This is a genomic window from Pseudomonas farsensis, from assembly GCF_014268805.2.
Lineage (GTDB): Bacteria > Pseudomonadota > Gammaproteobacteria > Pseudomonadales > Pseudomonadaceae > Aquipseudomonas > Aquipseudomonas farsensis.
In genome coordinates, this window is record NZ_JABWRF020000001.1 from 713,245 (window position 1) to 726,199 (window position 12,955).

Here is a 12,955-nt window from a genome sequence, read left to right on the forward strand (position 1 = left end):
GGCTATCGTCCATGTGCCGTCTCTTTCGGGCGTGTCAGTTCAGTTGCAAACCGGCCTTGATGGCCTGCCAATGGGCCAGGTCGGCGGGCTCCAGCGGGGTTTCCTTGCTGTAGCTGATCGCCACGAAACGGGCCTGCCCGGCAGGGGCGTAGGCCAGCTGGCGCTGATAGGAGACCACTTCGCCGCGCTTGAACTGCAGGCTGATTTCCAACCCATGAATGTTCTGTGCAGCCCCGGCGCTGACTGGCTGCGGCTCGCTGATCACTGCGCCCAGGCGCTCGCGCAACTGCTCAAGCTGCTGTTGGTACAGGCTTTCAAGGGTTTGCCCGGCAGGCAACGGGCTGCGGGCGATTACAAGGCTGGTGCCACGCTCGCGGAAGGCGAGCATGTTCATGCTGGTGTCTTCGGGCGTTTCATTGCCCAGCTCCAGGGTCAGGTCCTGGGTCAGGTAGGCGGCCATAGCGCTGCTCCATGCGTCGAGGCCGAACACGCTAATGCTTCGCCGCGCAGCCTGCAAGCACCGGGCGACAGGCAAGTGACAGCGGTCACCGAATCGCCCGGTGCTGGGGGCTTCGAGCCTACTGCACCAGCCCTTGCGGCTGGCGCCCGGCGAATACATCGACCAGGCTGGCAACCACCATTTCGCCCATGCGCGTGCGGGTTTGCACGGTGGCGCTGGCGCGGTGCGGTTGCAGCACCACGTCCTCACGGGCGAACAACGCTTCGGGGACGCGCGGCTCGTCGGCGAATACATCCAGCGCGGCCCCGGCGATTTCGCCGGCTTCGAGCGCTGCCAGCAGGGCCGGCTCGTCGACCAGTTTGCCGCGGGCGATGTTGATCAGGTAACCCTCGCGGCCCAGCGCCTTGAGGACGTCGCGGGTGATCAGCGCCTCACCCTTGTCGGCGGCAGCGGCGAGGATCAGCGCATCGCTGTTGTGGGCCAGTTGCGCAAGGTCGGCCTCGAAGCTGTAGGGCACGTCCTGGGCGTGCAGGTCGGTGTAGCTGATCGGGCAGCCGAACGCGGCAGCGCGCTGGGCCACGGCGCGGCCCACCCGGCCCATGCCGACGATGCCCACGCGCATGCCCGATACCTGGCGCGCCAGTGGCAGCGGTGCCAGCGGGGTAGGGCTGGTGGCCCAGAGGCCGGCGCGCACGAAACGGTCGCCGGTACTGATGCCGCGGGCCACGCCAATCAATAGGCCGATGGCAAGGTCGGCGACGTCTTCGGTCAGCGCGCCAATGGTGGCGGTGACCGGGATGCCGCGGTCGCGGGCGTAGGCCAGGTCGACGGCATCGGTGCCGACACCGTTGACCGCGATCACTTCAAGGTTGGGCAGACGCGCCATCACCGCCTGGGTGATGCCGGTGTGGCCGCCGGTGATGACCCCGCGGATGCGGGCACCGTTGGCCTCCAGCCAGGCGTCCTTGTCGCTTTGCTCGAACAGACGATGGACCGTGAACAGGGTTTCCAGGCGCTCGCGGATCTGCGGGATCAGGATTGCGCTCAGTTGCAGGACTTCAGGTTTCATGGGGTACTCCAGGAACAATGATTAGGGTGTAGGCGATTGCCGAGAACCGGGGCGTGAGAGATTCTTTGGTTTAGTGCAAGCCTGTTATGGCCTCATCGCAGGCTGCCGCCAGCTCCCACAGAAACTGAGCCAGCCACCAATGTTGCGGTTGACGCGGGCCCTGTGGGAGCTGGCGGCAGCCTGCGATGAGGCCATAACAGGCATGCACAGAACTGCACCCCTGAATTCGGCATGCAGGCTTGCTAGTGCCCGCTCCCACGGAAGTTTTCAGCCACGGCCAACGAAGGGCATGTTGCTGGCCATCACGGTCATGTTCAGCACGTTCGCCTCAAGCGGCAGCGCGGCGATATAGCGCACCGCATCGGCCACGTGGCGCACATCGACCATGGGTTCGGGGGCGATATCGCCGTTGGCCTGACGCACGCCACGGGTCATGCGCTCGGACAGTTCGGTCAGGGCGTTGCCGATGTCCACCTGGCTGCAGACAATCTGATAAGGCCGGCCATCCAGCGCCAGGGCCTTGGTCAGGCCCAGCACCGCGTGCTTGCTGGCGGTGTAGGGCGCGGTGAACGGGCGCGGGGTATGCGCCGAGATCGAGCCGTTGTTGATGATGCGACCGCCTTGCGGCTGCTGGCGGCGCATCAGGCCGAAGGCTGCGCGGGCGCAGAGGAACACACCATCGATGTTGGTCGCGACCACATTGCGCCAGTTTTCCAGTGGCAGCTCGTCGATGGGCACCGCTGGGGCGTTGATGCCGGCGTTGTTGAAGATCAGGTCAAGGCGCCCGTGCACCTCTTCGATGGCGGCAAACAGGGCTGCGACGCTGTGCTCGTCGCGCACATCGGTCGGCACGGCCATGGCTTCGTGGCCTGCGGCGCGGGCCTGTTCGACCAGCGCTTGCAACGGCTCGGCGCGGCGCCCGGCGAGCACCAGGCTGAAGCCGTCTTCGAGCAGCGCCAGCGCGACGGCGCGGCCGATGCCGCTGCCGGCGCCGGTGACCAGGGCGATTTTCTTGGTAGGTGCGTGTGGCATGTGCGGCTCCGGTGTCAGGCGGCTTGGGAGGCGGGGCGCGGGCCCACCTGCAGGGTCAGTTCGGCGATACCGTCAATGCCGGCGTGGATCACATCGCCCGGCTCCAGCGTGGCGACGCCGGGCGGGCTGCCGGTCATGATCAGGTCGCCAGGGCGCAGCGGCAGCAGGCGCGACAGGCGCGCGATGACTTCATCCAGCGGCCAGGTCTGTTGCGACAGGTGAGCGCGCTGGCGCTCCTGGCCGTTGACCTTGAGCCACAGCTCGGCATCCAGCGGCCAACTGGCCTGCACGATGGCGGTCATCGGCGCAGCGGCTTCGAACACCTTGGCGCCTTCCCACGGCAGGCCCTGCTGCTTGGCCAGGCGCTGGTGGTCGCGGCGGGTCAGGTCCAGGCCTGCGGCGTAGCCGTACACGTGTTCCAGGGCATGGGCTGGGTCGATGTTGGCGCCGCCTTTGCCAATCGCCACCACCAGTTCGATCTCGTGGCAGAACTCGTCGGTGGCCGGTGCGAAGGGCAGCTCGCCCTTGGCCTCGACCACGTTGCAGGCAGGCTTCATGAAGAACACCGGCTCGCTCGGCGCTGGGTCGCTCGCCTGTGGCCACGGGTAGTTGCGGCCCAGGCAGAACACCCGGCCTACCGGGAAGCGTGCGTCAGTGCCCTGGATGGGCAGGCTGACCACGGCAGGTGGGCTGAAGAGGTACGTCATGGGGTGAATCCTCTGGTTGCGAGTGGCCAGCGTAATCAGCGCTGGCCGCTGGAAGTTGGACGAAAGCGGGGTGGTGTTGGACAAATCCGGGGTCTTTCGCTGGCTCAGGCGGCGGTCTTGAGCTCGATCCGGTACAGCTTGCCCAGCAGCAACGAGTAGGAAAGCGTGCCCATCAGCGCCACACCGCCGATGAACCAGAACGCCATGGCGAACGAGCCACTGGCATGCACGATGGCGCCGATCACGATGGGCGTGACGATGCCGCCTATATTGGCTGCCAGGCTGGTCACGCCACCGGTCAGGCCGATCAGTTCCTTGGGCGCCACTTCCGAAACCGCTGCCCACGACGACGAGGCGATGCCTTGGGCGAAGAAGGCCAGGGTGAGCACGGCAATGCACAGCACGTTGGAGTCGGTGAAGTTCACCAGCACGATCGACATGCCCAGCATCGACCCCACCACCAGCGGCAATTTGCGTGCGAACGACAGCGAGTAGCCCTTGCGGATCAGCAGGTCCGAAACAATGCCGGCGAGCAGGATGCCCACCGTGGCACCAATGAACGGCATGACCGCGAACACGCCGACCTTGATCAGGGTGAGTTGGCGTTCCTCGATCAGGTAGGTGGGGAACCAGGTCAGGAAGAAGTACAGCGCCGAGGTGCTGGCGAACTTGCCCAGGCAGATCGCCCAGATTTGCCGGTAGCGGAACAGCTCGGCGACCTGGCGCCAGTCGAAGCGGGTGCGTTGCTGGCTGCTCTTGACCAGCCCGCCGCCGTCTTCGATGTACGCCAGTTCTTCCTTGCTGACCTTCTTGCAGCTCAGCGGGTCGCGGTACAGGAACAGCCACACCACGCCGAACACGATGCCGACGATGCCGGTGCTGTAGAACACGTGGCGCCAGTCGTAGGTGGTCGCCAGCCACAGCAGGGCGCCGGTGAACAGTGCCGTGCCCAGGTATTGCCCGCACACATAGATACTGCTGGCCATGCCGCGTTCGCGGGCGGGGAACCACACGGTGACCGCACGGCTGTTGGCCGGAAACGCCGGCGCTTCCATGGCACCGACGGCCAGGCGCAGGCCGAACAGCGAAGCAAAACCGGTGGCCAGGCCTTGGGCGACGGTAACCGCCGACCAGCTGATCAGCGACACGCCGTAGGTCAGGCGTGAACCAAAGCGGTCGGCGATGAAACCGGCCGGCACCAATGCCAGGGCGTAGGTCCAGGCGAAGGCCGAGAAGATCAGGCCCATCTCCACTTTATCCAGGCCCAGGTCCTTGGCCATGAAGGGTGCGGCGATGGAAATATTGACCCGGTCGACGTAGTTGATGATGGTCGCCACCAGCAACAGGGCGAGCATGAACCACCGGCGCCGGGTGGGCAGACGGTGGGCGGGCGCGGCGTCCAGCGCGAACGGCGCCGACGCGGTACGGGAGTTTGGCGTGCTCGACATTGAGTCGACCTCGTTTGTTGTTTTTGGAGAGGTTGGGCTGCAGTCCGTGGCTAGAGTGGTCGTACAACTGGTTTGGATCAACGGGGTTTTTAGACCGTTTTTGCTGCTGTTTGAGGGGGGGGTCGGGTTTGTCCAAGAAATCGGCCGAACGGGGTTTCACGCTTGGGTTTGGCTTTTAGCCCCGGTTTGCAAGGCTTTGGCGGGAAATGGCGCACGGTGGTTTTTGAAATGCGACGTCTCCCGTGGAGTTTCGACGTCGTACAACTTCTTGCGATGATTCCGATGACAGGGGCAGAATTGCAGGGCAAGCCCGGCACAAGAACAAAGGAGCCCTCCACCATGCCGCCCAAGCTTCCGGTGCCCACCTACGTCATGCAGCAGCGCAGCGAGCTGATGGATTTTCACATCCGTGATGCGCGTGGCCGACCTGCTGAAACCGCGCCTCATCGGCACGAGTATTTCCAGATCCAGATCAACCTCGGTGGCGACACCCAGCAGCACATTGGCGCCGCGCAGCGCCCGTTCACCCGGCGCACCCTGGCGTTCATCCTGCCGCACCGTGTGCATGTGATCCCGCACCCGCCGGCCAGTGATTTCGTGGTGATCAACTTCTCCCAGACCTTCCTGCTGCCGCACTTGGACTGCGACCCGATGGACCTTGAGGACGTATCGATTCAACTGGCCCCGGAGCTGTCGCCGTTCCGTTTTCAGGAGCACCTGGACTACCACCTCGACGAGCAGCAGTTCGTCAAGGTGATGGGCCTTGTCGAGCAGATGCGCGACCTGGACGCCAACCGTGGCTTCGGCAGCCGCGAGATGCTCAAGGGCCTGCTGTTGCAACTGATCGGCACGGTTTGCAGCCACTACGCCGAACCCCTGCGCCAATTGGCCGAGAGCAACGCCGCCGAACAGAGCCGGCGTGCAGCCCTTGGGCGGATGAGCGACTACCTGCGCAGGCACATCGACGACCCCGACCTGAACCTGCCCAAGGTCGCCGCGGCCACCTACCTTGCGCCCAGCTACCTGACCCACTGGCTGCGCAAGGAGGTGGGCAAGACCTTCAGCGAACTGGTGCTTGAGCGGCGTATGCATGCGGCGCGCAATTACCTGCTCAATGGCAGTCGCCCGGTGGGGGAGGTGGCGCGTTTGTGCGGGTTTGCTGACGAGGCGTATTTCAGCCGGCGTTTCCGGCAGATTCACGGCCTGCCACCGGGCCAGTTTCGGCGCCAGCAGCGCGACCCGGACACGCCGCAGGCGATCACCCTGCAAAGCCCCGCTTGCAGGGCTGGCGCGCACGGATAAACTGCCGGGCATGAACCTCGATACCCGCATCAAGTTCCGCCACCTGTTGTGCTTCCTGGAAATCGCCCGTCAGGGCAGCCTGGCCAGGGCTGCCGACGTGCTTGCGATCAGCCAGCCGGCCATCTCCAAAACCCTCAAAGAGCTCGAAGCGCTGCTGGAAACGCGGCTGTTCGAGCGCACCCGGCAAGGCGTCGAACTGACCCCGGCCGGCAGCCTGTTCATGCGTTATGCCGGGCCCAGCGTGCAGGCCCTGCGCGATGGCGTGGGCAGCGTACGCGGCGAGGCGCGGGCGCCATCGCAGGTGCGCATTGGCGTGCTGTCGACGGTGGAAGGGCTGCTGATGCCCGAGGTGCTGTGCCGCTTGCATCAGCGCCATGAGGCGCTGGTGATCAGCGTGGTCACCGGGGTCAGTGCGCAGTTGCTTGGCCAGTTGCACCTGGGCGAGCTGGAACTGGTGGTCGGGCGCATGACCGACAGCCCGCAGATTCAGGGGTTGTCGTTCGAGCACCTGTACAGTGAGTCGATGGCACTGGTGGTGCGCCCGGGGCACCCGCTGCTGGCGCGTCAGCCTGTCGAGCGGGCGCTGGTGGGGCGGTATCCACTGGTGCTGCCGCCGTCCGGCACGACCATCCGCCAGCATGCCGACAGCCTGTTCGTGCAGGCAGGCATGCAGATGCCTGCGCAGCGGCTGGAAACGCTTTCGCTGGCCTTGAGCCGGCGCTATCTGCTGGGCAGTGATGCCGTGTGGGTGGCGCCGCGGGATGCGGTGCTGATCGACCTTGGCTGTGGCGAGCTGGCGGAGCTGGACATCGGTGTGCGCGAGCCGGGCGGCTCGGTGGGCATCAGCCGCAACGCAGGGTTGGCGCAGAGCCTGCCGGCGCAATGGGTGTGCGAGGTGCTGCGCGAAGTGGCGGAGCTTTACCGGGCGGGGGAGTATCCATAAGCCAACGGGCCGCCCTCCAGGCACCCCGCTTGGCAACCCGCAATCCTGCGCCTCTCATGAACAAGCTTTCACGTAGGAACTATCTGCCGTCAACTGGCTCTTATGCCGGTAGCCATTGGTCCCGACCGCCTGCTAAGCTCGCGGCTTTACCCTGATTTGCCCTTATGGCGCATGAACAAGGAATCAGCATGAAACAACATCGTCTGGCGGCCGCGGTTGCCCTGGTAAGTCTGGTGCTGGCGGGCTGTGACGCCCAGACCAGCAGCGTCGAGCTGAAGACCCCGGCCCAGAAAGCCTCCTACGGCATCGGCCTGAACATGGGCAAGAGCCTGGCTCAGGAAGGCATGGACGACCTGGATTCGAAAGCTGTTGCCCAGGGCATCGAAGACGCCGTCGGCAAGAAAGAGCAGCGCCTGAAGGACGACGAACTGGTCGAAGCCTTCACCGCCCTGCAGAAGCGCGCCGAAGAACGCCTGGCCAAAGCCAGCGAAGAAGCCTCTGCTTCCGGCAAGAAATTCCTTGAAGAGAACGGCAAGAAGGCAGGCGTGGTCACCACCGCCTCCGGCCTGCAGTACGAAGTGGTCAAGAAAGCCGACGGCCCACAGCCTAAGCCGACTGACGTGGTTACCGTCCACTACGAAGGCAAGCTGATCGATGGCAAGGTGTTCGACAGCTCCGTCGAGCGCGGCAGCCCGATCGACCTGCCGGTCAGCGGCGTGATTCCAGGCTGGGTTGAAGGCCTGCAACTGATGCACGTTGGCGAGAAGTACAAGCTGTACATCCCGGCTGAGCTGGCCTACGGTGCGCAAAGCCCAAGCCCGTTGATCCCAGCCAACTCGGTGCTGGTGTTCGACCTCGAACTGCTGGGCATCAAAGACCCGGCCCAGCAGGACGCAGAACAGGCACCTGCGCAATAAGGTAGCCGTCTGCTGCATAAAACGCCCCGTTTCGACGGGGCGTTTTCATTTGTGCACGGCTTGACGCGAACCGCAGCCGTCATTCACTGTCGCAAGCAATGTGCATGTAGCACCGTCAACGCCTTCCCTGTCGCAAAACGTTTGCGGCTCTGAAACGACTGTGTAAAAAATGCCCGATCCGTGCCCGGCCCTTGCCGGGCGGGCGCGATATGGGCCAAAACACGGTCCTGTTCACAAGGTTATCCACAATAATTGTGGATAACCTACCGGCTCCTCTGGAGGTTGCATGAGCGCTCCCTGGAATTTCACCCGCTTTCTCCCCCTTGCCGAGCGCCTGCTCAGCCGTGGCCGCTTGCCTGCCTTGCTGTTCGCGGTGGCGCGCAAAGGCCCCAAGCTTGGGCAGTTGCGCGAGGACCTGCGGCTGATGCAGGCGCTCTGCCTGGCCTGGTGGCGGGGTGAGTACCGCGCCATCAGCCCCAAGGCACTGGTGACCATCGTTGCCGGCCTGCTGTATTTCGTAAGCCCGCTGGATGCGATCCCCGACTGGCTGCTGGGCGTTGGTTTTCTCGATGACATTGCCGTGTTGAGCTGGGTACTCAAGACCGTTGCCGATGAGCTGGGCCGCTTCAAGGACTGGCGCAGCAGCCAGGCGCCGGAGAAGCTTCGCGTGGTCGAGCGCCTGCCCGACAGCCCCGAAGCGCTGCGTCTGGAGCGCCTTGGGCATTGATTCCCGGCGAACCCCCGAGGTTGGTAATATAATTGGCATAAGCGTTATGCCTAGGGATTACATGCCGTAGTCCGAAGTTAAGGGGGTTGTATGGGTATTCAGGTCATAACCCGGGACGGTCAGCCCGAGTACGCAGTGGTTCCCTGGGAGCAGTATCAGGCCCTTCTGGCAGCAGCAGGGCAGGCGCCGGCCAGTGCGCCTGGCGCCGCCGAGCAAGCTCAAAGCCCGGCAAGCCCAAGCCTGCATGCGTTGAGTGAGCTTCAGGCATTGCGCACAGCCAAAGGCGTCGCGCCGGAGTTGCTGGCGCGCAATGTGGGCATCAGCCCTGCGTACCTGGCCATGATCGAATCAGGCGAGCGCCGCCCGGATGCGGCGATCTTGCGCGCCCTGGCCTGGCATTTGGGGGTGGGTGGCTGGAGCGATCCGTCATGAGTCAGGTCAGGATCAGCCGCCAGCAATGGGAAAGCCTGCTGACCGAGCTTGACCTGGCCCGCCGTCAACGCCACCTGCTCACCTACCGCGCGCTGCTTGAGCGCCTGCAATTGCCTAGCCCGGCGATGCAGACGCTAACCGCTGCGTTGGAATACCTGGCTGTGCTTGATGCCCGCGCCGAGCAGCCGCTGCGCAGCTCGCTGGTGATAAGCCAGGGTGCCAGCCGCCTTCCGCGTACCGGTTTTTTCGAGTGTGTGGAGCGGCTGGGGCGGTTTTCCGGGCCGGTAGATGGCATGGAGGCGGCGTCATGGCATGCTTCTGAGGTGGTGCGGGTGTTCGAATACCGTTACCCGGAAGAGGCCTGACCGGCTTCATCGCGGGTCAAGCCCGCTCCCACGCTGCCCAGTTCTCTGCTGCTTTACTGAATGAAAAAGGGCCGGACATTGGTATGTCCGGCCCTTCTGTTTCACGACAGCGCGATGACTGTTTGATAACAGGTCACACTACGCTGCCCTGACGTATGTGAACGGCTCAGTGCTTGGCCACCGACGTGCTCAAGCTCAAGTAATCGAGCAGGATGCGCCCGGTTTCGGACAGGTACGCGTCGTCTTCCGGTTTGGTATCGTCAGGCTCGGCTGGCAGCGCGTCCTCGTCTTCTTTCTTCAGCTCCTTGAGCGGCTCTTCGCCCTTGGCCTTGCGCCGTACGTTCTCAAGCGCCAACTGCTTGGCTTCGATCTCGTCGTGGCGAGCGCGGCGAACCTGCTCGTTGAGGCTGACGGTCTTTTCGTTCATCAGCTTTTGCGTCAGTGCCAGGCGATCGCGGATATAGGCGAACTCCGGGTCTTTGTCGCTACGCGCATCATGCTGCGCCTTGAGTTGGGCCAGGAACGGCTTGAACGGGTCGACCGCAGGCTTGACCACCGGGCGGATGGTGTCCCAAGGCATGGCCTCGGGCAGGGCGCTCTCGCCGATTTCCTTGGTGTCGATGATCGACGGGTAGTCGATATCCGGCAGTACGCCCTGGTGCTGGGTGCTCTGCCCGGAAACCCGGTAGAACTTGGCCAGGGTCAGCTTGAGCTCGCCGTGGTTGAGCGGCTGGATGGTCTGCACGGTGCCTTTGCCGAAGGTCTGGCCGCCGATGATCAGGCCGCGGTGGTAGTCCTGCATGGCGCCGGCAAAAATCTCCGACGCCGACGCCGACAGGCGGTTTACCAACAGTGCCAACGGGCCTTTGTAGAACGCGCCGGGGTTTTCATCCTCGAGCACATCGACGCGGCCGTCGGCGTTGCGTACCAGCACCGTCGGGCCTTTCTCGATAAACAGGCTGGTCAGTTCGGTGGCTTCCTGCAGCGAGCCACCGCCGTTGTTGCGCAGGTCGATGACCACGCCGTCGACCTTTTCCTTCTGCAGCTCGGTCAGCAGCTTCTTCACGTCGCGCGTGGTGCTCTTGTAGTCCGGGTCACCGGCGCGATAGGCCTTGAAGTCCAGGTAGAAGGCCGGAATCTCGATGATGCCGAGCTTGTAGTCGCGGCCATCCTGCTTGAGCTTGAGCACCGACTTTTTCGCCGCCTGCTCTTCAAGCTTCACGGCCTCGCGGGTGATCGAGACGATCTTGCTGGTCTGGTCGCTCGGCGCATTGCTGGCCGGGATCACCTCAAGGCGCACCACCGAGCCTTTCGGGCCACGGATCAGCTTGACCACTTCATCCAGGCGCCAGCCGACCACATCGACCATCTCTTTGTTGCCCTGGGCAACGCCGATGATCTTGTCGGCCGGTGCCACCTGCTTGGTCTTGGCCGCGGGGCCTGCCGGCACCAGACGTACGATCTTGACCTGGTCATTGTCGCTTTGCAGCACAGCACCAATGCCTTCGAGCGACAGGCTCATGTTGATGTCGAAGTTTTCGGCGTTATCCGGCGACAGGTAATTGGTGTGCGGGTCGTAGGACTGGGCGAAGGTGTTGATGTACGCCTGGAAGATATCTTCGGCGCGGGTCTGGTTCAGGCGCGCCAGTTGGTTCTTGTAGCGCTTGGTCAGGGTTTCCTGGATCTGCTTGGGATCCTTGCCGGAAATTTTCTGACGCAGCACTTCATCCTTGACGCGTTTGCGCCACAGCTCGTCCAGCTCGGCCTGGTTCTTCAGCCACGGGGCGTCCTTGCGGTCGACCAGCAGGTCTTCCTTGACGGTGAAGTCGATCTTGTCCGCGCCTTTGGCAAGCTCTGCCAGGGCGAAGTCCAGACGCTGTTTCACACGGTCCAGGTAGCGCTTGTAGATGGTGAAGCCGGGGTCGAGGTTGCCGCTTTTGAGGAAGTCGTCGAACTGCGTTTTCCACTTGTCGAACTCGGCGATGTCGGCGGCGGTGAAGTAGCTGCGCGAGGGGTCGAGCAACTTGATATAGCTGTCGTAGATGATCACCGAGCGGGCGTCATCCAGGGGCGGCTTGCTGTAGTGGTGGCGCTTGAGCAGCTCGACCACGTTCAGGCTGGCGACGATTTCGTCACGGTCCGGTTGCAGACTGTCCCACTTGTTGGCGGCGGCCGCAGTGCCGCCGAGCGTGAGGCTGCCAAGCCCGATTACAAGGGCGAGGCTGGTAGTTAGATGCTTCATGCTGATTCGACGTGTGGGCAATTGATCACGCATAGTAGGCCGTCTTTTCCTTCGCCGGTTCCATGAAGCCGGCCAAATACTGCAAAAAGCCTGGGGCAAGCGTTCCCCAGGCTCAGTCATGACTCAACTATGGAGGCACTGTGAAGGCATTGCAAGGCGTTGAAGGACATGTGAGCTGGGTCGAAGCCGAACGTCCGGCTTGCGACGCAGGGCAGGTACGCATTCGAGTGGCGGCTGCCGGGTTGAACCGCGCCGACCTGCTGCAAAAGGCCGGGCTATACCCCCCACCCCCTGGTGCCAGCCCTTATATGGGGCTGGAGTGCGCCGGGGTGATCGAGGAAGTCGGCGCAGGCGTTGCCTGGCGCGTTGGCGACCGGGTGTGCGCGCTGCTGGCCAGCGGCGCCATGGCGCAAGAGGTGGTGGTCGATGCACGTCATGTGCTGCCGGTGCCTGAAGGCCTGAGCCTGCACGAAGCGGCGGCGCTGCCGGAGGTGTATGCCACGGCGTGGTTGAACATCTTCCAGCTCGGCGCACTGAAACCGGGCGAGAAGGTGCTGGTGCATGCCGGCGCCAGCGGTGTGGGCTCGGCGGCCATCCAGCTGTGCAAGGCGTTTGGTAGCCCGGTGTGGGTCAGCGTCGGTTCCAAGGAGCGCCTGGCTTACTGCGAGGCGCTTGGGGCCGCAGGCGGGGTGGTGCGCAACGAGAACCTCGACGACCTCAAAGGCCTGGGCCCGTTTGACGTGGTGCTGGACCCGGTGGGCGCCAGTTATGGTGCGCTCAATCTGGAGGTGCTGTCGCGTGACGGGCGCTGGGTGATCATCGGCCTGATGGGCGGGCGCAAGGTCGAGTTGGACCTTGGCGTGGTGCTTGGCAAGCGCCTGGAGATCACCGGTTCGACTTTGCGCAATCGGGACGACAGCTTCAAGGCCGAGTTGCTGCGCGAGCTGGCTGTGCAGGTATGGCCGCTGTTCAGCGAAGGGCGCCTGTCGCCGCAATTGGTCGACACCTACCCAGTGGAGTTCGCCCAGGCAGCGTATGCCGCGCTCGAAAGCAACCAGGTCTCGGGCAAGCTGGTGATGGTCATCGACCCAAGCCTCAAGTAGGCAGGCCTGGCCCCATCGCAGGCCGAGCTCAAGCGCAACATTGCTCGTTGTACCCAATCCTGAGGGAAACGATAGAGAGTTGTGGCGAGCGGGCTTGTCCCGCGTTGGGCTGCGCAGCAGCCCTGAAAACAAGGGGCTGCTGCGCAGCCCAACGCGGGACAAGCCCGCTCGCCACAAGGAGATATGTCTGGCGAAAACAGGGTTGTAC

At 64.0% G+C, this 12,955-nt stretch carries 13 protein-coding genes; 7 read left to right on the forward strand and 6 right to left on the reverse strand.

Translation table 11 applies throughout. The features are described 5' to 3' along the window. Positions 1-34: 34 nt before the first annotated feature. The 5 genes from HU719_RS03150 to HU719_RS03170 all read right to left on the reverse strand — a co-directional run bounded on the left by HU719_RS03150 (position 35) and on the right by HU719_RS03170 (position 4,716). On the reverse strand, positions 35-460 hold the full coding sequence (locus HU719_RS03150; RefSeq protein WP_186521359.1) for a DcrB-related protein: 426 nt from the start codon (positions 458-460) through the stop codon (positions 35-37). A gap of 118 nt (positions 461-578) precedes the next feature. Continuing rightward, positions 579-1,529, reverse strand: coding sequence for a 2-hydroxyacid dehydrogenase (locus HU719_RS03155; RefSeq protein WP_186536337.1), 951 nt, complete (start codon positions 1,527-1,529; stop codon positions 579-581). A gap of 267 nt (positions 1,530-1,796) precedes the next feature. Beyond that, positions 1,797-2,561, reverse strand: coding sequence for an SDR family oxidoreductase (locus HU719_RS03160; RefSeq protein ID WP_186536339.1), 765 nt, complete (start codon positions 2,559-2,561; stop codon positions 1,797-1,799). A gap of 14 nt (positions 2,562-2,575) precedes the next feature. Continuing rightward, entirely contained in the window at positions 2,576-3,268 is a 693-nt protein-coding gene (locus HU719_RS03165) for a fumarylacetoacetate hydrolase family protein (RefSeq protein WP_186521356.1), read from the reverse strand. 104 nt (positions 3,269-3,372) lie between these two features. Beyond that, entirely contained in the window at positions 3,373-4,716 is a 1,344-nt protein-coding gene (locus HU719_RS03170) for an MFS transporter (protein ID WP_186521354.1), read from the reverse strand. 339 nt (positions 4,717-5,055) lie between these two features. Here HU719_RS03170 and HU719_RS03175 point away from each other — a divergent pair, with 339 nt between their 5' ends. From HU719_RS03175 to HU719_RS03200, 6 genes are all read left to right on the forward strand, one after another. Continuing rightward, on the forward strand, positions 5,056-6,018 hold the full coding sequence (locus HU719_RS03175; protein WP_186536341.1) for a helix-turn-helix transcriptional regulator: 963 nt from the start codon (positions 5,056-5,058) through the stop codon (positions 6,016-6,018). A 10-nt stretch (positions 6,019-6,028) separates the two neighbouring features. Continuing rightward, positions 6,029-6,961, forward strand: coding sequence for a pca operon transcription factor PcaQ (gene pcaQ, locus HU719_RS03180; RefSeq protein WP_186536343.1), 933 nt, complete (start codon positions 6,029-6,031; stop codon positions 6,959-6,961). Between the two features lie 188 nt (positions 6,962-7,149). After that, a complete protein-coding gene (gene bamJ / locus HU719_RS03185; RefSeq protein ID WP_186521348.1) occupies positions 7,150-7,878 on the forward strand; it encodes a BamJ family beta-barrel-assembly machinery protein in 729 nt (242 codons plus the stop codon). Positions 7,879-8,164: 286 nt separating this feature from the next. Next, a complete protein-coding gene (locus tag HU719_RS03190) occupies positions 8,165-8,605 on the forward strand; it encodes a YkvA family protein (protein ID WP_186536345.1) in 441 nt (146 codons plus the stop codon). A 90-nt stretch (positions 8,606-8,695) separates the two neighbouring features. Continuing rightward, positions 8,696-9,037, forward strand: a complete 342-nt coding sequence (locus HU719_RS03195) for a helix-turn-helix domain-containing protein (RefSeq protein ID WP_186521344.1) — start codon at positions 8,696-8,698, stop codon at positions 9,035-9,037. Continuing rightward, entirely contained in the window at positions 9,034-9,402 is a 369-nt protein-coding gene (locus HU719_RS03200; protein WP_186521342.1) for a hypothetical protein, read from the forward strand. The genes HU719_RS03195 and HU719_RS03200 overlap by 4 nt, the downstream gene beginning before the upstream one ends. A gap of 166 nt (positions 9,403-9,568) precedes the next feature. Here the strand turns inward: HU719_RS03200 and HU719_RS03205 are convergent, their stop codons facing one another. Continuing rightward, positions 9,569-11,644, reverse strand: coding sequence for a carboxy terminal-processing peptidase (locus HU719_RS03205; RefSeq protein WP_424803849.1), 2,076 nt, complete (start codon positions 11,642-11,644; stop codon positions 9,569-9,571). 140 nt (positions 11,645-11,784) lie between these two features. Between HU719_RS03205 and HU719_RS03210 the strand changes: the two genes are divergently transcribed. After that, entirely contained in the window at positions 11,785-12,747 is a 963-nt protein-coding gene (locus HU719_RS03210; protein WP_186521338.1) for a zinc-binding dehydrogenase, read from the forward strand. Positions 12,748-12,955 lie beyond the last annotated feature (208 nt).

Coding starts and splice junctions, on each gene's coding strand:
- HU719_RS03200 (WP_186521342.1), top strand. CDS start 9,034: ATGAGTCAGGTCAGGATCAGCCGCCAGCAATGGGAAAGCCTGCTGACC.
- HU719_RS03190 (WP_186536345.1), top strand. CDS start 8,165: ATGAGCGCTCCCTGGAATTTCACCCGCTTTCTCCCCCTTGCCGAGCGC.
- HU719_RS03160 (WP_186536339.1), bottom strand. CDS start 2,561: ATGCCACACGCACCTACCAAGAAAATCGCCCTGGTCACCGGCGCCGGC.
- bamJ (WP_186521348.1), top strand. CDS start 7,150: ATGAAACAACATCGTCTGGCGGCCGCGGTTGCCCTGGTAAGTCTGGTG.
- HU719_RS03165 (WP_186521356.1), bottom strand. CDS start 3,268: ATGACGTACCTCTTCAGCCCACCTGCCGTGGTCAGCCTGCCCATCCAG.
- HU719_RS03205 (WP_424803849.1), bottom strand. CDS start 11,644: ATGAAGCATCTAACTACCAGCCTCGCCCTTGTAATCGGGCTTGGCAGC.
- pcaQ (WP_186536343.1), top strand. CDS start 6,029: ATGAACCTCGATACCCGCATCAAGTTCCGCCACCTGTTGTGCTTCCTG.
- HU719_RS03175 (WP_186536341.1), top strand. CDS start 5,056: ATGCCGCCCAAGCTTCCGGTGCCCACCTACGTCATGCAGCAGCGCAGC.
- HU719_RS03170 (WP_186521354.1), bottom strand. CDS start 4,716: ATGTCGAGCACGCCAAACTCCCGTACCGCGTCGGCGCCGTTCGCGCTG.
- HU719_RS03195 (WP_186521344.1), top strand. CDS start 8,696: ATGGGTATTCAGGTCATAACCCGGGACGGTCAGCCCGAGTACGCAGTG.
- HU719_RS03155 (WP_186536337.1), bottom strand. CDS start 1,529: ATGAAACCTGAAGTCCTGCAACTGAGCGCAATCCTGATCCCGCAGATC.
- HU719_RS03150 (WP_186521359.1), bottom strand. CDS start 460: ATGGCCGCCTACCTGACCCAGGACCTGACCCTGGAGCTGGGCAATGAA.